At 69.5% G+C, this 25,980-nt stretch carries 30 protein-coding genes; 15 read left to right on the plus strand and 15 right to left on the minus strand.

Annotated elements, in window-relative coordinates; genetic code table 11:
* Positions 1-200 precede the first annotated feature (200 nt).
* Positions 201-1,490, plus strand: coding sequence for an NlpC/P60 family protein (locus JOD27_RS03685; protein WP_372441670.1), 1,290 nt, complete (start codon positions 201-203; stop codon positions 1,488-1,490).
* Between the two features lie 42 nt (positions 1,491-1,532).
* Here the strand turns inward: JOD27_RS03685 and JOD27_RS03690 are convergent, their stop codons facing one another.
* Positions 1,533-1,955, minus strand: coding sequence for a PLAT/LH2 domain-containing protein (locus tag JOD27_RS03690; RefSeq protein ID WP_204760630.1), 423 nt, complete (start codon positions 1,953-1,955; stop codon positions 1,533-1,535).
* 139 nt (positions 1,956-2,094) lie between these two features.
* Positions 2,095-2,571 carry a GNAT family N-acetyltransferase gene (locus JOD27_RS03695; protein ID WP_204760631.1) on the minus strand — a complete coding sequence of 159 codons (477 nt, stop codon included), beginning with the start codon at positions 2,569-2,571 and terminating at the stop codon, positions 2,095-2,097.
* Between the two features lie 47 nt (positions 2,572-2,618).
* Between JOD27_RS03695 and JOD27_RS03700 the strand changes: the two genes are divergently transcribed.
* Positions 2,619-3,137: a TetR/AcrR family transcriptional regulator gene (locus JOD27_RS03700; protein ID WP_204760632.1), complete on the plus strand. Its 519-nt coding sequence runs from the start codon at positions 2,619-2,621 to the stop codon at positions 3,135-3,137.
* Here JOD27_RS03700 and JOD27_RS03705 read toward each other — a convergent pair.
* Positions 3,118-3,564: a GNAT family N-acetyltransferase gene (locus JOD27_RS03705; protein ID WP_204760633.1), complete on the minus strand. Its 447-nt coding sequence runs from the start codon at positions 3,562-3,564 to the stop codon at positions 3,118-3,120. The genes JOD27_RS03700 and JOD27_RS03705 overlap by 20 nt on opposite strands.
* On the minus strand, positions 3,561-4,100 hold the full coding sequence (locus JOD27_RS03710) for a hypothetical protein (protein WP_204760634.1): 540 nt from the start codon (positions 4,098-4,100) through the stop codon (positions 3,561-3,563). Before JOD27_RS03710 ends, JOD27_RS03705 begins: the two co-directional genes overlap by 4 nt.
* Before the next feature lie 37 nt (positions 4,101-4,137).
* Here JOD27_RS03710 and JOD27_RS03715 point away from each other — a divergent pair, with 37 nt between their 5' ends.
* Positions 4,138-4,578, plus strand: coding sequence for a MarR family winged helix-turn-helix transcriptional regulator (locus tag JOD27_RS03715; protein WP_204760635.1), 441 nt, complete (start codon positions 4,138-4,140; stop codon positions 4,576-4,578).
* A gap of 1 nt (position 4,579) precedes the next feature.
* Positions 4,580-5,218 (plus strand): Rossmann-fold NAD(P)-binding domain-containing protein, encoded by a 639-nt coding sequence (locus tag JOD27_RS03720; RefSeq protein WP_307829866.1) that lies wholly within the window; start codon positions 4,580-4,582, stop codon positions 5,216-5,218.
* Here the strand turns inward: JOD27_RS03720 and JOD27_RS03725 are convergent.
* Genes JOD27_RS03725 through JOD27_RS03735 form a run of 3 tightly spaced genes read right to left on the minus strand, consistent with a single transcriptional unit; the run spans position 5,202 to position 7,243 of the window.
* Positions 5,202-5,762 (minus strand): isochorismatase family protein, encoded by a 561-nt coding sequence (locus JOD27_RS03725; protein ID WP_204760636.1) that lies wholly within the window; start codon positions 5,760-5,762, stop codon positions 5,202-5,204. The genes JOD27_RS03720 and JOD27_RS03725 overlap by 17 nt on opposite strands.
* A 33-nt stretch (positions 5,763-5,795) precedes the next feature.
* Positions 5,796-6,698, minus strand: a complete 903-nt coding sequence (locus JOD27_RS03730; protein ID WP_204760637.1) for a GlxA family transcriptional regulator — start codon at positions 6,696-6,698, stop codon at positions 5,796-5,798.
* Positions 6,695-7,243 carry a cysteine hydrolase family protein gene (locus JOD27_RS03735; protein WP_204760638.1) on the minus strand — a complete coding sequence of 183 codons (549 nt, stop codon included), beginning with the start codon at positions 7,241-7,243 and terminating at the stop codon, positions 6,695-6,697. The genes JOD27_RS03730 and JOD27_RS03735 overlap by 4 nt, the downstream gene beginning before the upstream one ends.
* Positions 7,244-7,333: 90 nt before the next feature.
* Between JOD27_RS03735 and JOD27_RS03740 the strand changes: the two genes are divergently transcribed.
* A complete protein-coding gene (locus tag JOD27_RS03740; RefSeq protein WP_204760639.1) occupies positions 7,334-8,242 on the plus strand; it encodes a hypothetical protein in 909 nt (302 codons plus the stop codon).
* Here the strand turns inward: JOD27_RS03740 and JOD27_RS03745 are convergent.
* Entirely contained in the window at positions 8,239-8,580 is a 342-nt protein-coding gene (locus tag JOD27_RS03745) for a DUF2203 domain-containing protein (RefSeq protein WP_204760640.1), read from the minus strand. The two genes, JOD27_RS03740 and JOD27_RS03745, sit on opposite strands and share 4 nt — an antisense overlap.
* 27 nt (positions 8,581-8,607) lie before the next feature.
* On the opposite strand from JOD27_RS03745, the gene JOD27_RS03750 reads away from it, so the two are divergent.
* A complete protein-coding gene (locus JOD27_RS03750) occupies positions 8,608-9,480 on the plus strand; it encodes an oxidoreductase (protein WP_307829867.1) in 873 nt (290 codons plus the stop codon).
* On the opposite strand, the gene JOD27_RS03755 is transcribed toward JOD27_RS03750, so the two are convergent.
* Together JOD27_RS03755 and JOD27_RS03760 are read right to left on the minus strand one after the other, a co-directional pair.
* On the minus strand, positions 9,467-10,210 hold the full coding sequence (locus JOD27_RS03755) for an ABC transporter permease (RefSeq protein ID WP_204760641.1): 744 nt from the start codon (positions 10,208-10,210) through the stop codon (positions 9,467-9,469). The two genes, JOD27_RS03750 and JOD27_RS03755, sit on opposite strands and share 14 nt — an antisense overlap.
* Positions 10,207-11,115: an ATP-binding cassette domain-containing protein gene (locus tag JOD27_RS03760; protein ID WP_204760642.1), complete on the minus strand. Its 909-nt coding sequence runs from the start codon at positions 11,113-11,115 to the stop codon at positions 10,207-10,209. The genes JOD27_RS03755 and JOD27_RS03760 overlap by 4 nt, the downstream gene beginning before the upstream one ends.
* Positions 11,116-11,192: 77 nt before the next feature.
* On the opposite strand from JOD27_RS03760, the gene JOD27_RS03765 reads away from it, so the two are divergent.
* The 5 genes from JOD27_RS03765 (at position 11,193) to JOD27_RS03785 (ending at position 15,444) form a co-directional block, all read left to right on the plus strand.
* The gene (locus tag JOD27_RS03765) at positions 11,193-11,882 is read left to right on the plus strand and encodes a TetR/AcrR family transcriptional regulator (protein ID WP_204760643.1); all 690 of its coding nucleotides are present in this window, start codon (positions 11,193-11,195) and stop codon (positions 11,880-11,882) included.
* Complete coding sequence (mobA, locus tag JOD27_RS03770; RefSeq protein ID WP_204760644.1) at positions 11,879-12,409, plus strand: molybdenum cofactor guanylyltransferase; 531 nt, start codon at positions 11,879-11,881, stop codon at positions 12,407-12,409. The genes JOD27_RS03765 and mobA overlap by 4 nt, the downstream gene beginning before the upstream one ends.
* Before the next feature lie 61 nt (positions 12,410-12,470).
* Positions 12,471-13,520: an AAA family ATPase gene (locus JOD27_RS03775; RefSeq protein WP_204760645.1), complete on the plus strand. Its 1,050-nt coding sequence runs from the start codon at positions 12,471-12,473 to the stop codon at positions 13,518-13,520.
* An 80-nt stretch (positions 13,521-13,600) separates the two neighbouring features.
* Positions 13,601-14,482: a DUF58 domain-containing protein gene (locus tag JOD27_RS03780; RefSeq protein ID WP_204761159.1), complete on the plus strand. Its 882-nt coding sequence runs from the start codon at positions 13,601-13,603 to the stop codon at positions 14,480-14,482.
* Positions 14,479-15,444: a VWA domain-containing protein gene (locus tag JOD27_RS03785; RefSeq protein ID WP_204760646.1), complete on the plus strand. Its 966-nt coding sequence runs from the start codon at positions 14,479-14,481 to the stop codon at positions 15,442-15,444. Before JOD27_RS03780 ends, JOD27_RS03785 begins: the two co-directional genes overlap by 4 nt.
* Here JOD27_RS03785 and JOD27_RS03790 read toward each other — a convergent pair.
* The 4 genes from JOD27_RS03790 to JOD27_RS03805 form a co-directional block, all read right to left on the minus strand.
* A complete protein-coding gene (locus JOD27_RS03790) occupies positions 15,429-15,962 on the minus strand; it encodes a dihydrofolate reductase family protein (RefSeq protein ID WP_204760647.1) in 534 nt (177 codons plus the stop codon). The two genes, JOD27_RS03785 and JOD27_RS03790, sit on opposite strands and share 16 nt — an antisense overlap.
* Before the next feature lie 431 nt (positions 15,963-16,393).
* Positions 16,394-17,257, minus strand: a complete 864-nt coding sequence (locus JOD27_RS03795) for a TAXI family TRAP transporter solute-binding subunit (RefSeq protein ID WP_204760648.1) — start codon at positions 17,255-17,257, stop codon at positions 16,394-16,396.
* Positions 17,254-18,558, minus strand: coding sequence for a sensor histidine kinase (locus JOD27_RS03800; protein ID WP_204760649.1), 1,305 nt, complete (start codon positions 18,556-18,558; stop codon positions 17,254-17,256). Before JOD27_RS03800 ends, JOD27_RS03795 begins: the two co-directional genes overlap by 4 nt.
* Positions 18,559-19,218: a response regulator transcription factor gene (locus JOD27_RS03805; protein WP_204760650.1), complete on the minus strand. Its 660-nt coding sequence runs from the start codon at positions 19,216-19,218 to the stop codon at positions 18,559-18,561.
* A 116-nt stretch (positions 19,219-19,334) separates the two neighbouring features.
* Between JOD27_RS03805 and JOD27_RS03810 the strand changes: the two genes are divergently transcribed.
* On the plus strand, positions 19,335-20,624 hold the full coding sequence (locus tag JOD27_RS03810) for an MFS transporter (RefSeq protein ID WP_204760651.1): 1,290 nt from the start codon (positions 19,335-19,337) through the stop codon (positions 20,622-20,624).
* Positions 20,625-20,733: 109 nt separating this feature from the next.
* On the opposite strand, the gene JOD27_RS03815 is transcribed toward JOD27_RS03810, so the two are convergent.
* Positions 20,734-23,316: an FAD-binding and (Fe-S)-binding domain-containing protein gene (locus tag JOD27_RS03815; RefSeq protein ID WP_204760652.1), complete on the minus strand. Its 2,583-nt coding sequence runs from the start codon at positions 23,314-23,316 to the stop codon at positions 20,734-20,736.
* Between the two features lie 108 nt (positions 23,317-23,424).
* Between JOD27_RS03815 and fabG the strand changes: the two genes are divergently transcribed.
* Genes fabG through JOD27_RS03830 form a run of 3 tightly spaced genes read left to right on the plus strand, consistent with a single transcriptional unit; the run spans position 23,425 to position 25,976 of the window.
* A complete protein-coding gene (fabG, locus tag JOD27_RS03820; RefSeq protein WP_204760653.1) occupies positions 23,425-24,129 on the plus strand; it encodes a beta-ketoacyl-ACP reductase in 705 nt (234 codons plus the stop codon).
* Between the two features lie 34 nt (positions 24,130-24,163).
* The gene (gene fabI / locus JOD27_RS03825; protein ID WP_204760654.1) at positions 24,164-24,931 is read left to right on the plus strand and encodes an enoyl-ACP reductase FabI; all 768 of its coding nucleotides are present in this window, start codon (positions 24,164-24,166) and stop codon (positions 24,929-24,931) included.
* A 19-nt stretch (positions 24,932-24,950) separates the two neighbouring features.
* On the plus strand, positions 24,951-25,976 hold the full coding sequence (locus JOD27_RS03830; RefSeq protein WP_204760655.1) for a ferrochelatase: 1,026 nt from the start codon (positions 24,951-24,953) through the stop codon (positions 25,974-25,976).
* Positions 25,977-25,980: the final 4 nt, after the last annotated feature.

The raw sequence follows: 25,980 nt of genomic DNA on the forward strand, positions 1-25,980 counted from the left end.
GAGGCCCCGGCCCGCAACCGCTCACCATCAAGCGGTCACGTCATACCGTCTAGCCCATTCCGGCGACACGCCGGACTCCGATCGTCCCAAAAGGACCACCGCCCGTGCTCCACTGTGACACGTGTGGTTGACGGTGCGTTAGTTCCGGATGCGCCAAATGAGTCTGATTGGTCTAATTCGGGCGGAGGTGATGTCCAGTGTTGACACGACTCTCCGCCGTGGTGGTCTTGGCGATGGCCGTCCTCACGGGGACGGCCAGTGCCGTGCCGCCGCCTCCGCCGAACCCGAGCGATGGCGAGATCTCGGCGTCACGGGCAGAGGCCGACGCGAAGGCCGCCCGCGTGGGCGAGCTGACCGGCAAGCTGACCCAGGCCGAGTCACGCCTGCAGGAGCTGCTGGACGACGTCTCCTACAAGCGCGAGCTCGCCAACAAGGCCCGTGTCGACCTGGAGACGGCCATCTCGGAGGCCGAGGCCGCCCGTCGTGAGGCGTCCGCCGCACGCGTTCAGGCCGACGCCGCGGCCAAGGCCGTGGAGGAGAGCCGCCGCGCACTGGACGAGTTCGCGGCGGCTTCCTACGCGCAGGGCAGCACTGTCGGTTCCTTCTCCGCGTACTTCGGGGCCAAGTCGCCGGAGGACCTGCTGGCCCGCGCCCAGCTGCTGGAGGCCGTGTCGGCGTCCGGGCTGAACCAGCTGGAGCAGGTGACCCGCGACCAGGGCACCGCCGCGAACCTCAACGCCGCCGCGCGTGCCGCCGTGCAGAAGGCCGACGCGAAGCAGGCCGCCGCCGACGAGGCGAAGAAGGTCGCGGACCAGGCGCAGCAGGTGGCGGCGGAGGCGCACACGGCTCAGGCCGCCGCCACGGCGCAGCTCCAGTCCGACAAGGACGCTGTCGAACACGAGCTCACCGCGGCGCGCGGTGAGGTCAACGGCCTTGAGGCGCAACGACGTCAGTACGACCAGTGGGTAGAGGACAAGAAGCGCGAAGACGAAGAGAACGCCCGTCGTGCCGCGGCAGCCGCCGCAGCCGCGCAGGCCGCCGTTCCGGCGCGTCCGATCGCCGCGCCGTCCGGGAGTCGCGTGCAGACGGTCATCGACCGGGCGTTGGCTCAACGCGGCGTCATCTACGCGTGGGGTGGTGGCAACTACGACGGCCCCACTTATGGCGTGCGCGATGGCGGCGTCGCGGACTCGTACGGCGACTACCGCAAGATCGGCTTCGACTGCTCGGGGCTGATGATGTACGCGTTCGCGGGCGTCGGTATCTATCTGCCGCACTACAGCGGCTATCAGTACAACTCGGGACCCAAGGTGCCGCTGTCGCAGATGGCGCCGGGAGACATGATCTTCTGGGGACCTGGGGGCGGCACGCACGTGGCGTTGTACCTGGGCGGCGGAATGATGGTCGAAGCGCCGCATTCCGGTGCCACGGTGCGGATTTCGCCCGTGCGGTACGGCGGGATCATGCCGTACGTGACGCGCATGCTGTGAGACCCGGTGGCCCGCCACGAAGGACGGGCCACCCGGAGATTCTCAAGCAGCAGGCAGGGTGAGCGGGCTCGCCTTCGTGTACGCCCGGCGCAGCCAGTTGTGCAGCGGGTGGATCGTCACGCCGTGCGGGCCCCGCACGACGACCTCTTCGAGGCACCAGTGCGAGCTGTCGCCCTTGTTGTCGAACGCGATGGCGAGCGACGTGATCGGGCCGAGGTCGGACAGCGTGAAGTTGTACGTGTCGGTCCGGCCGCGCTCGCGGTCGTCGCCGGGGTTGTCGAGGTTGATCCAGCTGCTGCCGTTCAGACGCACCTCGACTCTCGCGTCGGTGCCCGCGTCCTCGACGTTGCAGGTCCGGACCTCGATGTTGTACTGCGCCGGCGCGGCCTGCGCGGTCGCCATGCCCATGACGGTGGCGAGCGCCGCGGCCGAGATGCCGACGATCGCGCGAGCTGAGTTCCTCATGCTCGGTTCCCCTCTGTGTTGTTCTGCGGTGCGAGGGGAAAGGTGCCAGCGGGCGGTTGCACGACTATGTGGTGATGATGAAATCAGCTGGTGAGCGCGCCGATCGCCATCGCCGCGAGCACGTAGCATGGCACCGCGCTCAGAGATTTCGGACCCAAAGCTGGCCGATGACGTCGTGGCCGAAGCTGTGCTGTGGGGTTTTCTCGATCAGTTCGAAGCCGTGCGCCTCATAGATTTTCCTGGCGGACGTGAGGCCGTCGACCGTCCACAGGACCATGCGTTCGTAGCCGGCGTTGCGGGCGAACTCGACGCACGTCGTGACGAGCTGGTTGCCCGCGCCGTGGCCGCGTGCCTTCGGGTGCACGAGCAGGACGCGGAGCTTGGCCGTCGTGTCGTCTTCCTTCACGCAGAACACGCAGCCGACGCGTTCGCCGTCGAGCTCGGCGATCCAGGCGGCTTCGCGGGCGTCGTCGTGGTCCGCCGCGTAGTCGCCGACGATCTTGGCGACCATGGCCTCGAACGAGGTATCCCAGTCGTGCTCGGCCGCGTAGAGCTCGCCGTGCGCCTGGACCACCCAGCCCAGGTCGCCGGGCTTGCCCAGGGGGCGGATCAGCATGAGGCCTCCACTGACACGAGTGTTTCAGTAATGCGAAGATAGCGCTCATGCCGTCCGCGCGGGAGACCGAACTGCTCGAAGCCGCCTACCGGTACGTGCTCACGCACGGGCTGGCGGACGTGTCGTTGCGTCCGCTGGCGGCGGCCATCGGGTCGAGCACGCGGGTGCTGCTGTACCTGTTCGGTAGTAAGGACGGGCTGGTCAGGGCGTTGCTGGCGCGGGCTCGTGCCGACGAGTTGGCGTCGCTCGCGGACATCGGCACCGGGCCTGGGGTGATGGCGCGGTTGTGGGAGTGGTTGGCCACGCCCGCTCATCGGCCGTTGCTGACGTTGTGGCTGGAGGCCTACGCACGCTCGCTTGTGGAGCCGGACGGGCCGTGGGCGGGTTTTGCGCGCGCGACCGTTGAGGACTGGCTGGAGGTGCTCAAGGCCTCGCAGCCGGTGGAGGTGCGCGACACACCGGAAGGGCTGGCGAGCCGGACGCGGGAGCTCGCGTTGTTGCGCGGTGCGCTGCTGGATCTGCTCGCCACCGGGGACGAGGAACGGGTCAGCGCGGCACTGGCGTGAAGCCGAGGGTGGCGAGGAGGCGTTCCGAGGGCGTGTTGCCGTCGGTGACGCCGGCGAGGACGGGAGCGTCGAGGGCGCGCAGCGACGCCGCGACGACAGCCGTGCCCAGGCCTCGGCCCTGCCACTCCGGATGTGTGGTGACGTAGGCGAGCCAGAAGTCGTTGCCGCTCCTGGAGATCAGTGAGGCGGCCACGATGCCGTTCTCGTCCGCGACGAAGCTCGCGGCCGGCACGGCGGTGGGGCGCCAGCCCTCGATCTCGACGGCGCCGTCGCTGTTGCCGCCGAGGTGTTCGTCGACGGTGCCGGCGTAGGCGCGTTCCATGAGATCGGCGAGAGCGGCGTCGTCCTCGCCGTTGAGAGGGCGGATGTTGTTGTGCCGCAGGCCGGGCACCGGGCCCGGCTCACGGCGGTACACGGTCCGGTTCATCCACTCAGTGTTGTGGATGCGCCGGTTTCGCGTCGAGCGTAAAACCGTTGGCGCACAAAGGGCTCCTCGGCGCCGGGCGGGGTTTCCTCGGCACGCCACGAGAAGCTGTCGGTGGTGAGCTCCGAGAAGATCCAGCGCAGCCGGACGCCGTTCGCGTCGCCTTCGAGGGCGAAGCCGTCCTCGGTCGGCCTGCCGACGAACGGGATCACCCAGCCGCGGCCGGGACCGAGCCAGGTCGACCGGAACGCGCGGAGCTGCGGGTCGTAGAACCGCAGGCTCATTCCCCATTCGCCGTCCGCGTCGGTGCGGCTCGCCCTCGCCGGGCTGATCCACACGTCAGTGAGCGCCCGCCCGTCCAACGCCCAGCCGAAGTGCCACTCGCCGTCGGTGGTGTGGACGGTGCCGTCCTCGCTGAAGTTCTGCACCACCAACGACCAGCTGCCGATCAACGGCTCGAACACGGCCAGGTGCTCGGCGAGTTCGGGGCGGGGCCGGTCCGCCGTGAACACGCTTGCGATCCGCTCGGAGACGTCCATGCCGCCAGGATCCATAAATGACAGTATGCTGTCAAACATGGCCGACCTGGTGACCGACTACCGGCTCCTCATCGCCGAGGTGTACGAGCTCGCCGGACTGAGCCGGCGGATCAGCGAACGGGAGGCTGCCGAGAACGGCACGACCGTCGCGCGCTGGCACATCCTGAGCGTGGTTGCCGAAGAGCCGCTGACGGTTCCCGCGATCGGACGCCGCCTCGGGCTCGTCCGGCAGGCCGTGCAGCGGGTGGCCGACGACCTGGTCGAAGCCGGGCAGCTGCGGGTCGAGCCGAACCCGGCGCACCGCCGGTCGATGCTGTACGCGATCACTCCGGAAGGCACGCGAGTCCTGGAGCGGTTGTGGGCGGCGAGCGAACCGCGGCGGCTCGACACGCTCGCCGGCAGCGCAGTGACGGCCGACGATCTGCGCCACGCCCGCACGACGCTGCGCCACCTCATCGACGCGCTGACACACTGGTGACGTGAAGATCGTGGTGTTCGGCGCGTCCGGCATGGTGGGTCAGAGCGCGTTGCGCGAATGTCTGCTCGACCCCGAGGTCGACTCGGTGGTGACGGTTGGGCGTTCCACGATGGACGTGACCGATGCCAAGCACCGGCACGTCGTGCACGCGGACTTCGGTGACCTGTCGCCCGTCGCCGGTGAGCTGGCCGGCGCCGACGCGTGCTTCTACTGCATGGGCGTGACGTCGGCCGGTCTGTCCGAGGCCGAGTACACGCCCGTGACGCACGACTACGCGCTCGAGGCCGCACGCGTCGTCGGCGGCACGTTCGTGTACATCTCCGGCGAGGGTGCGAACGCCGAGAGCAGCACGATGTGGGCGCGCGTGAAGGGCCGGACCGAGAACGAGCTGCTGGCGCTGGACCGGCCGGTGTTCGTCGTGCGGCCGGGGTTCATCCAGCCGCTGCACGGCATCACGTCGCGGACCCGCATCTACCGCTACGTGTACTCCTGGACGTCGTGGCTCTTCCCACTGCTGCGCCGGGTGGCACCGAAGTACGTCACGAGCACCGAGGCCCTGGGCCGTGCGATGGTCGCGCTGGCCAAGGGCGCGCAGGCTCCGAAGCTGGTGCGCAGCGACGAGATCAACCGGCTGGCTTGAACGCGTCCTCCGTCTTCACGACACCCGCCGTGCGGCCCGGCGCGGTGTGGTTGTCCCAGTAGAGGTTGGTGTGCGCGATGACCTTGTCCGGGGTCGGCGCGCCCCACTCGGACAGGTCCTCGGTGGTGTGCGCGTCGCTCACGAGCAGAGCGTCGTAGCCGCGCACGATCGCGCCGTGCAGGGTCGAGCGGATGCACTCGTCGGTCTGCGCGCCGGAGATCACGAGGCTGCCGATTCCCTTGCCCGCCAGCACTTCCTCGAGGTCGGTGGCCTCGAAGGAGTCGGCGTACGTCTTGTGCACCACCGGTTCGCCCTCGGCGAGCTTCAGCTCTGGCACGAACTGCCAGCGCTCCGAGCCCATGGGCACGTGCTCCGGGTTGCTGTGCTGCACCCACACGACGTCGACGCCCGCCGCGCGGGCCTTCTCGACGAGGGTGGCGACGTTGGCGACGACTTCGTCGCGGTTGTGGGCGTGGTTCACCACGCCGTTCTGGACGTCGATCACGAGCAGTGCGGTGTTGGGGCGGTTCGCCAGAGTCGTCACGCGGGTCACACTATGCCTCGGGTCTGACAATTTTCAGCGCGAGCGCAGGCGGCGCAGCATGCGGGCGTCCTCGAAGCCGACGTTGCGTGCCGCGGTCTCGACGGTGGCGCCCTGCCCGATGAGGTGTTCGGCCCGTTCGACGCGCAACGCCTGCTGGTACTTCAACGGCGTCATGCCTGTTGCCTTGCCGAACAACCGCGTGACTGTCCGTTCGCTGCACCCGACGACAGTGGCCAGCTCTGTGAGCGACAGACGGTCGGTGAGCCGTGACTCGATGACGTCCTGAATGCGGTGCACGGTCTCGTTGATGTGCGAGCGGTGCCGCAGCAGCACGCTGGCCTGCTGGTCGTCGCCGTTCCTGCGCGCGTAGACGACCATCGTGCGCGCGACGCTCGCGGCGGTGGCCGGTCCGTGCCGGGCCGCGACCAGGTTCAACGCCAGGTCGATGCCGCTCGCGATGCCCGCCGACGTCACGACCCGATCGTCCTCCACGAACAGAACATCTCTGACGACCCGTGCGCGCGGATAGCGCCGTTGGAGCTCATCCTGCAGTTCGTGGTGCGTGGTGCAACGGCGGCCATCGAGCAGACCGGCGCGGCCGAGTGCGTCGGCTCCGGCGCACACACTCGCGACCGTGCCGCCGCCTTCGTGGTGCTGCCGGAGCCACGTGAGCGCTCGTGCGCTCAGCGGCCCGGTCCCGACGAGCGCCGGAGACCGCCACCCCGGCACGAACACCAGGTCCTGCGGCGTCAACGACGGCAACTCGGCCGCGGTGCCCAGCGGCACGCCCTGATGGCTGCGCACGGAGTCCGAGTCGCCCACGTACTCCAGCGCGTACCCGCCCACGAGGTCGGCCGCGCTGGAGAACACCTGCGCCGGCCCCGCGAGGTCGAGCAGGTGCACTCCCGGCACGAGCAGAAAAACGACTCTGGTCACGATCCGGTCAGCGTAGCGACATCCGAGATCCGCGCGAACCGGCCCGCCAGCACGGACTCGGTGCGATCGATGATCTCCTCGACGCCGACCATCTTCCCGGTCCTCCAGTGCGGCAGCGGCGTCGTGGCGGTCGCGTCCGTCACGAACGTCATGTCGAACCCGAGGTCCGACCCCACCCGCGTCGTCGTCTCGCAGCACTGCTCGGTCTTGATGCCGCTGACCAGCAGCTCCCTGACACCGCGCATCGTGAGCGTCTGCTGCAGGTTCGTGGTGGTGAACGGGTTGTGCGAGGTCTTGGTGAGGATCGGCTCGTCGTCGAGCGGCTTGAGGCCGTCGATCAGGCGCACGTGGCCCAGGGCGGGGTCGAACACGTCGCCGCTGCCGGGCTCGGAGTGCAGCACCCACACGACGAGGTCGCCGGCGTCCCGGGTCATGTCGACCAGCTGGTTCACCTTGCCCACGATGTCCGGGTTCGACACGTCCGCCCAGTTGGCGCGCTGACGGAACGACTCCTGCACGTCGATGACGATCAATGCTCGCTTCATGACCTCGAGAATCGTCGTTCGGCCGGGGCGGAGACAGGCACTGCCCGGACGTCATGCGGACGGATCTGGTCACCGTGCGAAGATCACCACGTGGACTTACGCGTGCTGGCGGGCGACCCCGCGAACCCGGATCTCGGCGCCGACGTGACGGTGTCGGTGGGACGGGACGACCTCGACGGGTACGCCGTGCCGTTCGTGCGCGTGACGAAGGGCGAGGTGCGCAGAATCCTCGTGGGACACGCACGCACCGATGGACACCACATCGACGTGGTGGCACGGGCGGCCTGGAGCGAGAACGGCGGTTGGCACCGCGAGTCGTGGCCGGGCGACGACCTGTCCGAGCTGCTGAAGCACCCCGCGCACCCGATCCCCGACGACGGCACGAGGGTCGAGGTGGTGTCGAAGGCCATCGCCGAGGGGTCGCGGAACACGGTCGCGGACCTGCGCGGACTGCGCTACGAGATGGAACGGCAGGTCGCGGACCTGTTGGCGCAGCGCAGGAACACCGCGCTGCGGATGGTGATGGCCCAGCTCGTCGAGCTCTCGATCGCGTTCAGCCGCGCCCGCGACCAGGCCCGCGAAACGCTCCGCGAGGTCAGGATCCCCGGTGTCGTGCGGCACTGCGAGGCCATGGACGTCGAGCTGGGCGACGAGGTCACCCGGCTGCAGTCGTTGCTGAGCAGCGTGTCGACGTTCGCCGTCGCCCAGGAAGGCGAGGCGCAGCAGCGGTTCAACATGCTCGCCGCCGCGGCCGCCGCCGGGCTCGGTCTGCCCGCGCTGATCCTGTCGCTCTACGGCGCGGACGCCTACCTGCCGTTCACGTGGGACAAGGCGTGGCGTGCGCTGGGACCGATCGCGTTCGCCCTGACCCTGGCCGCGGGAATCATCCTGCGGCGCATGCCCGGCCGTACCACCTCGAAGCACTACCTGGCGGCGCTAGGACTCATCGCCGGGCTGATCGGCGTGCTGCTGATCGCGGGGTTTCTCGCGCCGGGCTAAAGGGGACGGCGGCCCGCGAACCCCACGTCGGCCCGGTGGTACCACGCCAGCGTCCGGTCGCCCTCCAGCCAGCACAACAGGATCGGTACACCGTCCTTCTCGGACGGGAAGTCGACCAGCAGCGGCGCGAAGCCCTTCAGCTCGGCCCCTGTCTGCTGCACGGCCTCCATGAGCTCGTCCAGCCGTGCCTGCGCCGCCTTGAACTCCGGCAGCCCGCCCAGCGACGACGAGCCGACGGCCAGTTCGGCGGCGTCGGCGCGCAGCCGCACGATCTCGTCCAGCACCGGCAGCAACCGGGCGAGCTCGGCCTGGGCTTCGTCGAGGGTGAACAGTGCCACGACACCAAGGCTGGCACAGTGTGGAGAGTGACGTGGCGTCTGGGTGACCTGAACGTGAACCGGATCGGCTTCGGCGCGATGCGACTGCCGCAGCGGGGAGGCGCGTTCGATCCCGATGCGACACCCCGCGACCGCGGGCAGGCCATCGGGGTGCTGCGGAAGGCCGTCGAGCTCGGCGTCAACCACATCGACACGGCCGCCTTCTACTTCTCTGCCACCAGATCGGCCAACGAACTGATCAACACCGCGCTGTCGCCGTACCCGCCCGATCTCGTGATCGCCACGAAGGTCGGGCCGGGCAGGACGCCGCAGGGGGAGTGGCTGCCGCTCGCCACCCCTCCCCAGCTCCGCGGCCAGGTCGAGGAGAACCTGCGCCAGCTCGGCAGGGACCACCTCGACGTCGTGAACCTGCGGGTGAGCGGGCTCGACGACGTCAGCGCGCACTTCGAGCAGCTCGCGTTGTTGCAGCAGGAAGGGCTCATCCGGCACCTCGGGCTCTCGAACGTGAAACCGCGCCACCTCGACCAGGCGCGGAAGATCGCCGACGTCGTGTGCGTGCAGAACTCCTACGGGCTCGGCCATCACCCCGAGCAGGACGAGTTCGTCGGTGTCTGCCGGGAGCACGGCATCGCGTTCGTGCCGTTCTTCGCCCTGGCCGGCGCGAACAAGGAGGCGGGTTCGCCCGCCGAGGACGACGTGGTCACCGACATCGCCCGCGCGCACGACGCCTCACCCGCCCAGGTCCGTCTCGCCTGGACACTCGCGCAGGGACCGCACGTGCTGGTCATTCCCGGCACCGGAGATCCGGAACACCTGCGGCAGAACATCGAGGCGAGCGACCTCCGGCTCACCACCGAAGAGCTCACCCGCCTCGACGCGCTGCACCTCAACGCTGGCTGATCCGCCGGAACAGCCACACGGCAAGCGGGAAGGCCACCACGAGCAACCCACCCGACCACGCCGGCGCGAGCCATCCGGACGTGACAGGTGAACCGGTCAGCAACGCGCGCACGGTCTCGATCACCGGCGTGACCGGCTGGTGTTCGCTGACCACCCGCAGCCACGGCGGCATGGTCGACACCGGCACGAACGCGCTGCTCAGGTACGGCAGGAACAACATGAAGAAACCGAACATGCTCGCCGACTCCACGGACCGCGCGACCACACCGAACCCGGCCGTGAGCCACGACAGCGCCAGCACGTAGATCAGCAGCAGTCCCATCGCCAGCACCCAGGCGACCGGGGAAGCCGGGGGACGGAAACCCATCAGCAAAGCCGCGAAGACGACCGCCGACGTCGCCACGGCGTTGCGCGCGACCGAGGCGGTGACGTGGCCCGTCAGCACCGCGAAAGCGCTGATCGGCATGGAGCGGAACCGGTCGACCACGCCCCTGCCCATGTCGTCGGCCACCGCCATGGCGGTCGACGAGGCGCCGTACCCGGTGCACAGCACCAGGATCCCGGGCACGACGTAGTTCACATAGGACTCGACCGCGGTGACCGCGCCGCCGAAGACGTAGACGAACAACGCCATCATCATGACCGGCAGTACGATCGACATGATCACCAGGTCGAGGTTGCGCCGGCTCAGCCGGACGCTGCGGCCGACGAGGGTCAGGGTGACGGTCATGCCGCTGCTCCCGTCAGGGTCGTGAACACGTCGTCCAGCGTCGGCCGGTGCGTCGACACGCGGTCGGGCCGCACTCCGGCGGTGAGCAGGTCGTCCAGCACGCGGTGCAGGTGTGTGGCGCTGCCGTCGGACGGCACGCTCACGGTCGGCCCGTCCGTCACCCCGCCGACCAGCACGTGCGCCCGCGCGGCGTCCTCGCACGAGGGGAACGTCAGGTCGAGGCGCGCGCCGCCGACCGAGTTCTTCAACGCGTCCGCGGTCCCGTCCGCGACCACGTTCCCGTTGTCCAGCACCACGATCCGGTCGGCGAGGCGGTCGGCCTCCTCGAGGTACTGGGTCGTGAGGAAGATCGTCACGCCTTCGCGGACGAGGTCGCCGACGGCGTCCCACATCGTCGTGCGGCTGACGGGGTCGAGGCCGGTCGTCGGCTCGTCCAGGAACAGCAGCCGTGGCCGGGCCACGAGGCTCATGGCGAGGTCCAGCCGGCGCCGCAGGCCGCCGGAGTACGTGCGCACCCGCCGGTCCGCGACGTCGGGGAGCTGGAAGCGCTCCAGCAGCTCCGAAGTGCGCACACGCGCCGCTGACCGGCGGAAACGCCGCAACCGCGCGATCATGAGCAGGTTCTCTCGCCCGGTCTGCTCCTCGTCGACGGCCGCGTACTGGCCGGTCAGGCTGATCACGCCGCGCACGGCGGCGGGTGAGCGCACCACGTCGAACCCCGCGATCCTCGCGCTGCCCTCGTCGGGTCGCGTCAACGTGCTCAGGATCCGGATCGTGGTCGTCTTGCCCGCGCCGTTCGGTCCGAGCAGGGCGAGGACCGACCCCTCGGCCACCTTCAGGTCCAGGCCGCTGAGCACGGTGTTCTCGCCGTACCTCTTCGTCAGCCCGGCTGTCTCGACGATCATTGCACCCCCAATTTATGCGTACGTCATACGCAAAACGCGAATGAGCGTATGGCATACGCATCTGTTTGACTAGGGGGATGAAGAGGGGGCGCAAGCCGTCGATCGACGCGGCCGACATCACGCGGGCCGCCATCGCGATCGCGGACGCCGAAGGACTGGCCGCCGTCTCGATGGCTCGTGTCGCGCAGGAGCTGGGCAACGCCACGATGGCGCTCTACCGGCACGTGAAGAGCAAGGACGAGCTGCTCGCGTTGATGAGCGACTCGGCCATGGAGGACCCGCCGGTGCTTCCGGCCGGTGGGTGGCGCGAACGCCTGTGGTTCTGGGCGAAGGCGGTGCTGGAGGGCATCAGCAGGCACCCGTGGTTCCCGCAGATCCCGATCAGCGGGCCGCCGGTCGGCCCGCACAGCCTCGCGTGGTTCGACGCCGGGCTCGGCGCGCTCGACGGCACGCCGCTGGAGCCCGGCGAGAAGGTCGGGGTGGTGATGGGGCTGATGACGTTCGTGCACGGCGAGGCACGCCTGCGGATCGCGCTGACCAGGGGCTTCCAGGAAGACCCCGCCGCCTTCAACGGCCGCTACGGCAAGGTGCTGCGCGAACTCGTGGACGGGAAGAAGATGCCCGCACTGGCCGCGGTCGTCGACGCCGGAGTGTTCGACGTGGACGACCTCTTCGACGTCGAGGACGTGGCCGCGGAGTTCGACTTCGGGCTGCACCTGTTCCTGGAGGGTGTCGCCGCGCACATCGCTTCGAAGGGGTCGGCATGAGCTACGCGGCGATCATCCTCACCGGCGGAAAGGGTGAGCGGCTCGGCGGCGTCGACAAGGCCGCACTGTCCTATCGGGACGCGACGCTGCTCGACCACGTGCTGTCCGTTGTGGACGACGCGAGTCAGGTCGTCGTTGTGGGACCGGAGAAAGACCTTCCCGGCGTCACGTGGGCGCGCGAGGATCCGCCCGGTGGTGGTCCGCTCGCCGGCCTCGCCGCGGGACTGCGCGAGGTCACCGCGGAGTGGGTCGCGGTTCTCGCCGTCGACCAGCCGGGTCTGACCAGGAACACCATCGCGAGGCTGCGCGAGACCGGCCGCAACGCGGTGCTCAAGGACGATCGCACACAGTGGCTGATCGGCGTCTGGAACGCGGCCGATCTGCGCCAGGCACTACCTGAAGATCCACGAAACCAGCCGTTGCGCAAGACTCTGCGGCAGTTGAACCCGGTGGAGGTGTCCGCTTTGCCCGGTGAGGCGCGCGACGTCGACACCCCGGCCGACCTGGACACCCTTCACAGCGGTTGAACAGGCGAAGCGTAAGACTGTTCCACCATCGGTAAACCCTGTTCTGCATGGAGGCCCGCACGTGACCGAGCCCGCCGCCGAGGCAACGCCGAACGCATCGGCGCCCGTCACCCCGGCTCGTGACGCCCAGCTGCTCGAACGCACCGTGTTCGAGGTGAAGCGGGTGATCGTCGGCCAGGACCGGCTCGTCGAGCGGATGCTCGTGGGTCTGCTGGCCAAGGGCCATCTGCTGCTCGAAGGTGTGCCGGGTGTCGCGAAGACGCTCGCGGTCGAGACGTTCGCCCGCGTGGTCGGCGGTTCGTTCTCGCGCGTGCAGTTCACGCCCGACCTGGTGCCCGCCGACATCCTGGGCACCCGCATCTACCGCCAGTCCAGCGAGGCGTTCGACGTCGAGCTGGGTCCCGTCGTCGCGAACTTCGTGCTCGCCGACGAGATCAACCGCGCGCCCGCCAAGGTGCAGTCGGCCATGCTCGAGGTGATGGCCGAACGGCACGTGTCGATCGGCGGCCGGACGTTCCCGATGCCCAACCCGTTCCTGGTGCTGGCGACCCAGAACCCGATCGAGAACGAGGGCGTCTACCCGCTGCCCGAGGCGCAGCGCGACAGGTTCCTGTTCAAGATCCAGGTCGAGTACCCGACCGCCGAGGAAGAGCGCGAGATCGTCTACCGCATGGGCGTCGAGGCGCCGGTGCCGAGCCAGGTCCTCTCGCCCGAGGAGCTGGTGCGCCTGCAGGGCGTGGCGTCGCGCGTCTTCGTCCACCACGCGCTCGTCGACTACGTGGTGCGCCTGGTGATCGCGACCCGCGCGCCCGCCGAGCACGGCCTCACCGACGTCGCCGGCTGGGTCGCCTACGGTGCCTCGCCGCGTGCGTCGCTCGGCATCATCGCCGCCGCCCGTGGCCTCGCGCTGGTCCGCGGCCGCGACTACGTGCTGCCACAGGACGTCGTCGACGTCGTTCCGGACGTGCTGCGCCACCGCCTGGTGCTCTCCTACGACGCGCTGGCCGACGGCGTGCCGATCGACCACATCATCACGCGCGTGCTGCAGATCGTGCCGTTGCCGCAGGTGTCGGCCCGTCCGCAGCAGCCGGTTCCGGCTGGTAGGCAGTGAGCCGCCCAGAAAAGGCAGCCAGGGGAGCAGCCGCCGCCGAGCGCCCCTCGTGGGCGCCGCCCGTGCTGCGAGGCGTCCGCATGGAGGCCGCGCTGCGCATGCTCGAGCTCGACGTCCGGCGCCGCCTCGACGGCCTGCTGCAGGGCAACCACCTCGGCCTCGTGCCGGGGCCGGGCACCGAGCCCGGTGAGGCCAGGACCTACCAGCCCGGCGACGACGTGCGCCGGATGGACTGGGCGGTCACGGCGCGCACGACGGTGCCGCACATCCGCGAGACGGTCGCCGACCGCGAGCTGGAGACGTGGGTGGCGATCGACCTGTCGCCGTCGCTCGACTTCGGCACGGCGGTGTGCGAGAAGCGCGACCTGGCCATCGCCGCGACGGCCGCGGTCGCCCACCTGACGCGCGGCGGCGGCAACCGGATCGGCGCGGCGGTCTCGACGGGCGCGCAGAACATCCGCATCCCGGCCCGCGGCGGTCTCGCCCACGCACGCGGCATGATCCGCAAGATCGCCGAGATGCCGCGCGCCGAAGAGGGCACGCGCGGCGACCTGGCCGCGTTGCTGGAGCAGCTGCGCAGGCCACCGCGGCGGCGCGGCCTGATCGTGGTGATCTCGGACTTTCTCGGCGGAATGGAGTGGCAACGTCCGCTGCGCGCGCTGTCGGCGCGGCACGACATCGTCGCCGTCGAGATCGTCGACCCGCGTGACGTCGACCTGCCCGAGGTCGGCACCGTCGTGCTGGCCGACCCGGAGAGCGGCCGGCAGCGTGAGGTGACGGCGTCCGCGTTGCTGCGCAAGGAGTTCAACGCGGCGGCCGCGGAACATCGCGCTGAAGTCGCGGCAGGGCTCAGGCGCGCGGGCGCCGGGCATCTGGTGCTGCGCACCGACTCCGACTGGATCGCGGACACGGTTCGTTTCGTGGTGGCGCGCAAGCGCCGCTGGTCTGGGGGTGTCGCATGAGCTTCTCGAACTTCGTCGCCCCGGGGTTTTTCTTCCTGCTGATCGGCGTCGCGGCGCTGACCTGCGGATACGTGGCGGTGCAAGGGATCCGCCGCAAGCGGGTGCTGCGGTTCACGAACCTGGAGCTGCTGGAGAAGGTCGCGCCCAAGCGGGACCGCTGGTCGCGGCACGTCCCGGCGGCGTTCCTGCTGGCCGCGCTCGCGCTGCTGACGGTCGCGCTGGCCGGTCCGACGTCCGAGCAGCGGGTGCCGCGCAACCGGGCGACCGTGATGCTCGTGGTCGACGTGTCGCTGTCGATGAAGGCCACGGACGTGAAGCCGTCCCGTCTGGAGGCCGCCCAGGTGGCCGCCAAGTCGTTCGCCGAGGGCCTCACCCCGGGCATCAACCTGGGTCTGATCTCGTTCGCGGGCTCCGCCACCGTGCTGGTGGCGCCGACGACGGACCGAGCCGCGGTCACGCAGTCGATCGACGGGCTGAAGCTCGCCCAGTCGACCGCGACCGGTGACGCGATCATGGCCGCGCTGGCGTCGATCGACTCGTTCGGCAAGGTCGTCGGTGGCGCCGAGGGCCCGCCGCCCGCCCGCATCGTGCTGATGACGGACGGCAAGGAGACGGTCGGCACCCGCAAGGCCTTCGACGCGGCCGAGGACTCGAAGAAGGCCGGCATCCCGATCTCCACGATCTCGTTCGGCACCGAGGACGGCGTGGTCGACATCGAGGGCAGGCAGCAGTCCGTCCCGGTCGACGACGACTCGATGAAGGAGATCGCGAAGCTGTCGGGCGGCGAGTTCTTCAAGGCGGCCTCCGCCGAGGAGCTGCGGCGCGTCTACGACACGCTCGGCGAGCAGATCGGCTACGAGAAGAAGCAGGCGGACGCGTCGAAGCCGTGGCTGTTGCTCGGCACGATGACGGCGATGTTCGCGGCGGCCGCGGCACTGGTCCTCGGTCAGCGCCTGCCGTAGGTCAGCAGCACGACACCGCAGTCGAACGCCCTGGTGCCCTTGAGCGTCAGGGCGTTCGGCTTCTTGAAGAAACGCGTGCCGCCGCCGATCGCCACCGGGTTCAGGTACACGCGGATCTCGTCGATCAGGTCGTGCGCGAAGAACGTCTCCAGCAGGTTGGGGCCGCCGACCATGCTGTCGCCGGGCAGGTTCCTGATCTCGTCGGGGTCGACCTCGCTGCGGGTCTCGCTGTTCCACTCGGTGAACGTCCGCGTGCGGCTGTAGATGATCTTGCGCACGTTCCGCCAGATCGGGGCGAACTCCCGCATCTTCGGCGTGAAGTCGGGGTCGTCCTCGGCGTGCGGCCACGCCTCCAGCATCAGCTCGTGCGTGCGGCGGCCGTCGAGCAGCGCGCTCATCGTCGCCAGGTCGGTGTTGAGGTAGTCGTGCATGTCCTCGCTCATGTGGTGCCAGCTGATGTCGTGACCAGGGCCCTCGAAGAACCCGTCGAGCGAGAGCGACGTCATCGTGATAATCATCTGCGGTCCCTCGATCGGGTTGTGCGGTGGATCGCCAGGGTGTCCGGCGTGGCTGGACAGGTGAAGCGGGCGTTCAAGTATCGCTTCTATCCGACCATGTCGCAGGCTCGTGCCGAGGCGTGGACGCAGCGTGGGGAACGGGTTGGTGCAGCGCTACCTCGGCGATGCTGACCAGCTGGAAACGGACCGAGCAGTTCGCGTTTCTCAACGAAGTGTCCTGTGTGCCGTTGCAGCACGCACTGCGGCTGTTGTGCGAGGGCGCCGGGGTGAAGCCGTTTCCTGCCACCGATTCCGTGGTGGGGATCGACATCGGGCTCGATCATCTCGTGGTGCTCTCGAGCGGAGAAAAGATCGCCAATCCGCGGCACGGGAGGCGAGACGGACCTTGTCTGGCCAAAGCTCAGCGTTGCCTCCCCACGAGGGAGGGGAAGTCAACCGTGGAGCCTCCGGTATTCCGCTGCCGCACCTGGGTGTAGCGGAACTCTGCCCGTGTCGATGAGGCTGCGCACGTCGAGGTACTGCGTGCCGAGCGCCTGTTCCGGCACGAGCTCCGCCGCCTTGGCGACCAGCAGCCGCACGACGGCGCCCGCGTACTCGGTGCTGAGGTCCGGCCGGCACACCAGCAGGTTCGGGGTGCCGATCGTGGGGACGTCGGTGGTCGAGCCGTACACACCCATCCGAACGTCGACGCGTTCGTAGACCTTGCCGTAGTCCTGGCGCAACCGCGGCAGGAAGCCGTCGAGCGGCAGGAGCCTGATGCCGGTGGCCTTGTTGAGCTCCGGGGTGGGGACGCCGCCGGACCACAGCAGAGCGGCGATGTCGCCTGCCTTCAGGGCGTCGATGGCGTTGCGCAACGGGTAGTGCTCTTCCTGGACGCCGAGCGCGAGGCGTTCGCCCTGTAGAGCCGCGCCGGAGCCCGCCGCGCCGAGCGACACCGGTTTGCCGACCAGGTCGGTGGCGGAGCGGTACGGCGAGGAGTCCAGGACCACGAGCTGCAGGTAGTTCTCGTAGACGCGGCCGAGGGCGACGACGCCGGACTCCAGGTGGGCGCTGTCGCTCAGGGTCAGCGCGAGGTCGGCGGTGCCCTTGCGGAGGTGGTCGAGGTTGTCGGCGCTGCCGCCGGTCTCGACGGGGGTGATGGTCAGCGGGCTGGGGGCCAGGCGGGAGATCAGGGCCGCGAAGTCGTAGTAGAAGCCGCCGGGTTCGCCGCCCGCGATCCTGATCGTGCCGGACGGTTCGCTGGTGCCGCAGGCGGTGAGGGCCAGGGCGCCGAGGAGGAACGTGCGTCGCTTCACAGCAGCGGCTCCTTCGGCAGCTCCACGGTGACCACCAGGCCGCCGTCCGTGTGCAGGGTCATCGTGCCGTCGTGCGCTGTCACGATGCGGTCGGCGATCGCGAGGCCCAGGCCGGTGCCGCGCTGCGAGTCGTCGCCGCGCCAGAACCGTTCGGTGGCGCGGGCGATGTCCTCTTCGGACAGCCCGTCGCCGTTGTCGCGCACGATGAGCGTCGCGCGGTCGCAGATCACCGTGATCTCGGAACCGCCGTACTTGATGGCGTTGTCCAGCAACACGTCCAGCACCTGGGCGAGGTCCGACACCGCGCACCGCACCAGGCCGGGTGCCCGGTCGTCGACGGTGATCGTCGCGCCCGCCGAATGAGCTGCCGCGCGCCAGGCGTCGACGCGGTCGTGTGCCACGACCTGGAGGTCCGCCAGTTCCGGTTCGACGCCGCCCGCCGCGCGTTCGGTTGCGGTGCTCTCGGCGGAGGCCAGGGCCAGCAGGCCGTCCAGCAGCGACTCCAGGCGTTCGACCTCGGTCAGCAGCGACCCGTTGGAAGGCAGCATGTCCACTCGCAACCGCAGCGCGGCCATCGGGTTGCGCAGCTGGTGCGAGGCGTCGGCGATCAGCCGTCGTTGCTGGTCGGCGGCCTCGGCCACGGCGTCGGACATGCGGTTGAACGACTCCGACAACGCCCGCAGCTCGGCCGGTCCCGCGGTGTCGGCGACGTGCGTGCGCCGCTGGCCCTCCGCGACGGCCCGGACGCCCCGGTCGAGCTCCTTGAGCGGCCGCAGCAGCCAGCGGGCGACGACGAGGGCGAGCAGCACGCAGGCGCAGGCCGCGAGCAACGTCCCGGCCAGCACGAGCGCCCACCGGCGCGCCACGTCGAGAGCGGCGACGTGTGTCGAGGCACGCATCACCACGGCGCCCGCGACCTTCGTGCCGGTGCCGACGGGACGGGCGAACAGGACGTCGCCGCCGTTCCACGGCAGTACCGTCGGCACGGGGGCGGCGGGCTGGTTGCGCAGTGCCGCGTCGATCTCCGCGGACACGTCGGCGATCGTCATCCCCGCCTCGACGACGGGCTCGCCCGCCGCGTTGACGACCACGACCTCCTCGCCGTAGATCTCGTTGTACCGCAACGCCTCGGACACCACGACGTCGGCGGGCAGGGTGGCGAAGCGGTCGAGGTCGGCGGTGCGGCTGATCACGAACTGCTGGGTGCGCTCGGAGGCGGTGCTCATCAGCAACGGGACGGCGAACGCGGTGACGGCCGAGAGCGAGAAGAGCAGCAGCACCAACAGCAGCCGTTGCCGCATCTATTCACCGAGCCGGTAGCCGAAACCGCGGATCGTGTGCAGCAGGCCCGGCCGGTCGAGCTTGGCGCGCAGCTGCGTGAGGTGGACGTCGAGCGTGCGCGACACCGCCACGAAGGCGTTGCCCCACACCTCGTCCATCAGCTGCTGCCGGCTCACCGCCGTGCCTGGCCTGCGCGCGAGCACCGCCAGCACGTCGAACTCCTTGGTGGTCAACGAGATCTCGCGCCCGCCGACCAGCACCTGACGGCCCTGCAGGTCGATCTCCACATCGGACACGCGCACGACGTCGTCGGGCTCCTGCGACCGGGCCGCACTGCGCCGCGACACCGCGTCGATGCGCGCCAGCAGCTCGGCCAGCCGCACCGGCTTGACCAGGTAGTCGTCCGCGCCCAGCCGCAGCCCGCGCACGACGGTCCGCTCGTCGCCGCGCGCGGTCAGCACCAGCACCGGCACGGGGTCGATCTTGCGGAGCTTGCGCAGCACCTCCAGGCCGTCCTGGTCGGGCAGGCCGAGGTCGAGCAGCACCACGTCCGCGTCGCGGTGGGCGATCAGCGCGTCGGCGCCCCTGCGCACGCGGGCAGGCCGGTGCCCGTTCGCCCGCAGCGCCTCGACCAGGGCGTCGGCGACACCGTCGTCGTCTTCGACCAACAGCACCCGCATTGGAGAAGTATCGCCCCACATGTTCGTTTCGTGCGCGCGGCAACGCGCTTAAGTGACTGTAAAGAACCTACAGCCCAGGTTGTGACGGGCGCGGTGGCGCCGAGATGGTGTCCGGCATGACAGTCGTTGCGGAGAAACGCGCAGAGCGCCGAGTCGTGGCGAACGTGCTGCGCGGATCAGTCGGGAACTTGATCGAGTGGTACGACTGGTACGCGTACACCGCGTTCAGCATCTACTTCGCGGCGGCGTTCTTCCCCAAGGGCGACCAGACCGCGCAGCTGCTCAACACCGCCGCGGTGTTCGCCGTCGGCTTCCTGATGCGCCCGCTGGGTGGCTGGCTGCTCGGCCGTTACGCCGACCGCCACGGCCGCCGCGCGGCGCTGACGTTGTCCGTCACGTTGATGGCGCTGGGCTCGCTGATCATCGCGTTGACGCCGTCGTACGCCACGATCGGTGTGGCCGCGCCGATTCTGCTGGTGCTCGCCCGGTTGCTGCAGGGCCTTTCGGTCGGCGGTGAGTACTCGACCTCCGCGACCTATCTGTCCGAAGTGGCCTCACCGAGGAAACGCGGGTTCTACTCCAGCTTCCAGTACGTGACGCTGACGGCGGGGCAGCTGGTGGCGCTGGGCGTGCAGATCGTGCTGCAGCAGTTCCTGACCAAGCCCGAGATGACCCAGTGGGGCTGGCGGATCGCGTTCGTGATCGGTGCGACCGGCGCGATCATCGTGATGTGGCTGCGGCGCGGCATGGACGAGTCGGAGAACTTCGAGAAGCAGAAGGGCAACACCCAGAAAGGCTCGCTGCGGGCGCTGCTCAAGCACCCCAAGGAGTGCCTGCTCGTCGTGGGGCTGACGCTGGGCGGCACCGTCGCGTTCTACACGTACACGACCTACCTGCAGAAGTTCATGGTGAACACCAGCAAGATCGACGCCGCGATGGTCAGCTGGATCAACTTCGCCGCGCTGCTGGTGTTCGTGGTGCTGCAGCCGATCGCGGGCGCGTTGTCCGACCGGGTCGGCCGCCGTCCGCTGCTGCTCGGGTTCGGCGTGCTGGGCACGCTGGTCACGGTGCCGCTGCTGTCGGCGCTCGCGAAGACGTCCGAGGCGTTCCCCGCGTTCCTGCTGATGCTGGGCGGCCTGGTGATCGTCACCGGCTACACGTCGATCAACGCGATCGTGAAGGCCGAGCTGTTCCCGACGAACATCCGCGCGCTGGGCGTGGGCCTGCCGTACGCGCTGACCGTGGCGATCTTCGGTGGCACGGCCGAGTACGTGGCGCTGTGGTTCAAGCAGGCCGGCCTGGAGTCGGTGTTCTTCTACTACGTCGCCGGATGTGTGCTGATCTCGTTGCTGGTCTACGGGTTCATGCGCGAGACGTCGAAGGACTCGGTCCTGGACAAGGACTGAAAACGACCACGCGGAGGGCGGTCATGCGGCGACCGCCCTCCGCTTCCTCACCTCAGCACCGCTGCTCGGTCACACTGCTGCAGGAGCGGGACAGCGAGATCACGGATGGTCAGCGATTGACCACGTTGAGGCGGGTCGCGAGCACCGTGGCCAGGTGCACCGGTTCGCGGTCGGTGGTGTGGCGGATCTGGGTGCGGCAGCTGAAACCGTCCGCGATCACCAACGCGTCGTCGTTACTTCTGATGGCGGGCAACAGGTCCTGCTCGGCGCACGCGATCGACACGTCGTAGTGGCCCTGCTCGAACCCGAAGTTGCCCGCCAGGCCGCAACATCCCTCGACGATCTTCGGTGCGATCCCGGCCTTGGTCATCGCCTCGCGGTCCGGGTCGAAACCGAGCTCCGCGTACTGGTGGCAATGGGTCTGCACAACGGCCTCTCGTGCGCCTTCCACGGCGGGCAGCTTCGGTGCGACGTGCTCGGCGAACGTGCGGGTGGCGTCGGCGAGCGCGTGCACGGCACGGTCGTTCGAGAGTTTCGGGGCCTCTGTCTTCAGGAACGCCGTGCAGCTCGGTTCCAGCCCGATCACCGGAATGCCCCGGCTCGTCCACGGCAGCAGAGCCCGCGCGGTCCGTTCGACGACACGGCGGGCCTTGGCGAGCTGACCGGTCGAGTGCCACGTCAGTCCACAACAGACGTTCGCGGACGGGAGCTCGACGCGGTTTCCCAGGTGCGCCAGGACGTTCGCGGCGTCGATGCCGATGCCCGGCTCGAAGAAGTTCGTGAACGTGTCCGGGAACAGCAGCACCTCGTCGCCCTCGCCGAGCGGGTGCAGCTGACGGACCAGGGGGGTGGTCGGAGTGGGCAACGAGCGCTCCGGTGTGATGCCCGCGAACCGGCCGAACTTCGCGGTGAACCTGTTGACCAGCCCGTACTTAAGCCACGTCGGCAGCCAGCCCATCGCGTAGTGCGAACGCGGCCGCACGCGTCCCTTGTAGTGCTCGTGCAGGAACTCGGCCTTGTAGCTCGCCATGTCGACGTCGACCGGGCAGTCGCGCTTGCAGCCCTTGCAGCCCAGGCAGAGGTCGAGCGCCTCGGCGACCTCGGGAGACCGCCAGCCGTCCTTGATCACGTCACCGGCGAGCATCTCGAACAGCAGGTGCGCCCGGCCGCGAGTGGAGTGCTTCTCCTCCTTCGTCACCCGGTAGCTCGGGCACATCACGCCGCCCTTGGTGTTCAGGCACTTGCCGACGCCGACGCACCGGCGTGTGTCGCCCGCGAACTCCGCACGCGTCGGAATCCTCGGTGGCGCAACGAGAATCCGCAGGTCGTCGTCGAGCTTCCGCGGTTGCACGATCCGGCCGGGGTTGAGCAGGTTGCCGGGGTCGAACGCGTGCTTGAACTCCTCGAACGCCCTGATCGCCTCCGGCGGGTACATGCGGCTGAGCAGCTCGGACCGCGCCTGGCCGTCGCCGTGCTCGCCGGAGAGGCTGCCGCCGTGGCTCACCACGAGGTCGGCGGCGTCCTCCAGGAACTCCCGGTAGCCCTTCGCCAGGTCGAAGTCGATGCGGACGTGCAGGCAGCCCTCGCCGTAGTGGCCGTAGGTGATGCCGCGCCGACCGTGCCTCGCCAGGAGTTGGTCGAACTCGCGCAGGTAGGTGCCGAGATTTTCCGGCGGGACGGCCGCGTCCTCCCAGCCCGACCAGGCCTCGCCGCCGTCGGGCATCCGCGTCGCGAGCCCCGCGCCGTCCTCACGGATCCGCCACAGCGCCCGCTGGTGCGCGGGGTCGTGGATGATCATCGAGTTCTTGGTGATCTTGGCGACACGCTCGGGGTCGTCCTCGACCTCCACGAACAGCCAGCTGCGGCCCTCCGGCAGGTCGGGGCGGGTGCGCACACCGCGGACCAGCGCTTCGTCGATGCCCTCGACCGCCAGCGCGTCCTCGATCTGGGTGACCTGGTCTGCGGCGTCATAGGTGTCCGCGAAGCCGAGCACGACCAGGATGCGGCGCTCCGGGCGGCGCACCAGCTTCAGGTCCGCGCCCAGCAGCACGACGCACGTGCCCTCGGTACCGACGAGCTGCTGGGTGAGCGTCGGGGCGTCCAGGGCGTACCCGCTGACCCGGCGGCCCAGCCGGGGAAACCAGGCCGGATCGAACGACGGCAACGTCAGCGGTGGGGGAGCGGTGGTGTCGAACGTGCGGCCGTCGACCGTGAGCACGTGCAGGTTCGTGACGTTCTCGCTGGTCTTGCCCCACTTCACCGAATGGGCGCCGCACGCGTTGTTGCCGATCATCCCGCCGATCGTGCAGCGCGAGTGCGTGGACGGATCCGGGCCGAACAAATACTCGCCCGTCAAGGAGTTCACCCGGTCGAGCACCGCGCCGGGCTGGACGCGGGCCGTGTCGCCGTCGACCTCGATCGCGTCCAGGTACCGGCTGAAATCGATCACCAGACCGGTGCCGCACGCGTTGCCCGCGATGGACGTTCCCGCGCCGCGGCTGGTGATCGGCACGCCGTGTTCCGCGGCCAGCGCCACAGCGGCCACTACCGCGTCGGTGGTCCGAGGGCGGATGATCACACGCGGGACGTGCCGGTAGTTCGACGCGTCCGCCGAGTACAGGGCCCGGCTCGCCGGGTCGTCGAGGACGTCGCCGTCCACGTGCCGCCGTAGTTGATCGAGAAAAGCCCGCATCACCCGATCATGCACGTCTGGGTGTGACATGGCTCTGCCGATGCCGGACTACCTGCCGGTAGCCGATAGCCTCACCCGGTCAACCAGCAGCGATCGCAGGGAGAGCTAGTGAGTCGGTCCGTTCTGGTCACCGGAGGCAACCGCGGTATCGGCCTCGCCATCGCGCAGGCCTTCGCCGCGCAGGGCGACAAGGTCGCGGTGACGCACCGCGGGTCCGGCGCTCCCGAAGGCCTGCTCGGCGTGAAATGCGACGTGACGAACTCGGAGGAGATCGACGCGGCGTTCGCGGAGGTCGAGGCCGCGCACGGGCCCGTCGAGGTGCTGGTCTGCAACGCGGGCATCACCCAGGACACGTTGCTGCTGCGCATGAGCGAGGAGCAGTTCACCCAGGTCGTCGACGCGAACCTCACCGGCGCGTTCCGGTTCGCCCAGCGCGCCTCGCGCGGCATGCTGCGCAAGAAGTTCGGCCGCATCATCTTCATCTCGTCCGTCGTGGGTCTCACCGGTGGCCCGGGCCAGGTCAACTACGCCGCGTCCAAGGCGGGCATGGTCGGCATGGCGCGCTCGATCGCGCTGGAGCTCGGCTCGCGCAACATCACCGCGAACGTCGTCGCGCCCGGCTTCATCACCACGGACATGACGGCAGAGCTGCCGGAGGCCGTCCGCGAGGCCGCGCTCAAGCAGATCCCGGCCGGTCGTTACGGTGCAGCCGAGGAGATCGCGCGCGCCGTCACGTTCCTCGCGGCCGACGAGGCGGGCTACATCAACGGTGCCGTGCTGCCGGTCGACGGCGGCCTCGGCATGGGCCACTGAGTTTCCTGTTCTTTCTGCGAAAGGGTTAAGTCAAGTGACCGGACTGCTCGAAGGCAAGCGACTGCTGATCACGGGTGTGATCACCGACGCGTCGATCGCCTTCCACGTCGCACGCGTCGCTCAGGAACAGGGTGCCGAGGTCGTGCTGACCGGGTTCGGCCGGATGAGCCTCGTGCAGCGCATCGCCCAGCGCCTGCCCAAGCCCGCGCCCGTGGTCGAGCTCGACGTGCAGAACCAGGAGCACCTCGACACGCTGGCCGACCGCGTCCGTGAGCACGTCGACGGCCTCGACGGTGTCGTGCACGCCATCGGCTTCGCCCCGCAGAGCTGCCTCGGCGCGCCGTTCATGGACGCGCCGTGGGAGGACGTCTCGGTCGCGATGCACGTGTCGGCGTACTCGTACAAGGCTCTCGTGCAGGCTGTGCGTCCGTTGCTGTCGTACGGGTCCTCGGTCGTGGGCCTCGACTTCGACGCCCGCCAGGCCTGGCCCGCCTACAACTGGATGGGCGCGGCGAAGGCGGCGTTCGAGTCGATCAACCGCTACATGGCGCGCGACCTCGGCCCGGACGGCATCCGCGTGAACCTGATCTCGGCGGGCCCGGTGCGCACCATGGCCGCGAAGTCGATCCCGGGCTTCTCGGAGCTCGAGAAGATGTGGGGCGAGAAGGCCCCGCTGTCGTGGGACGTCGACGACCCGACGCCGGTCGCGAAGTCGGTCTGTGGTCTTTTGTCCGACTGGTTCCCCGCTACCACGGGCTCGATGGTGTTCGTCGACGGAGGCGTGCACTTCCTCGGTCTGTAGTCCGTGATTGGATGGGGCGGTGAGTTTCGATGCGCTGCTCTGGTTGTCGTTCGGCGGCCCAGAGGGTCCTGAGGACGTCCGCCCCTTCCTGGAGAACGTGGTTCGCGGACGTGGCGTGCCGCCGGAGCGGCTGGACGAGGTCGAGGCCCATTACCAGCACTTCGGCGGCGTGTCGCCGATCAACCGCCTGAACCTCGAGGCCATCGAGGCCGTCAAGGCCCGCGGTTTCGAGTTGCCGATCTACTTCGGCAACCGCAACTGGCACCCGATGGTCGAGGACACCGTCGCCCAGATGAAGGCGGACGGTGTTCGGCGCGCGCTGGTGTTCCCGACGAGTGCCTACGGCGGCTACTCCGCGTGCCGGCAGTACGACGAGGACATCGTGCGGGCGCTGCAGGCCGTCCTGGACGGCCCCGAACTGGTGAAGCTGCGCCAGTTCTTCGACCACCCGCTGTTCATCTCGGCCTTCGCCGACGGCGTTCGCGAGGCCGCGAAGACCCTGTCGGGGCAGTACCGCCTCGTCTTCACGGCGCACTCGGTGCCGGTGTCCGCCGACAAGGCCGCCGGCCCGCCGTCCGAGGGCGGCTACCGCTACTCGCGCCAGGTCGTCGAGGCGTCCCGCCTGGTGGCGGCCGAGCTGGGTGTCACCGAGTACGACGTGGTGTGGCAGTCGCGGTCGGGGCCGCCGCAGATCCCGTGGCTCGAGCCCGACATCGTCGACCACATCGACGCGTTGCACGCCAAGGGCGTCACGGGTGTCGTGGTGTGCCCGATCGGGTTCGTGTCCGACCACCTCGAGGTCGTGTGGGACCTCGACACCGAGGCCCGTGACCGGGCCGCCGAGCTCGGCATGGAGTTCGCCCGCGCCGCGACGCCGAACGGCGACCCGCGCTTCGCCGAGCTCGTCGAGGAACTGGTCGCCGAGCACACGTCCGGGGCGCCCGTGCGCAAGCTGTCGTCGTTCGTGGCGGCGGGCTGCACGGTCAACGGCGCGCTGTGTGCGCCGTTGTGTTGCGAACCGGTCAAGAGGCCGGTCCGCGGCTAGACTT

This window comes from Lentzea nigeriaca, assembly GCF_016907955.1.
Taxonomy (GTDB): Bacteria; Actinomycetota; Actinomycetes; order Mycobacteriales; family Pseudonocardiaceae; genus Lentzea; species Lentzea nigeriaca.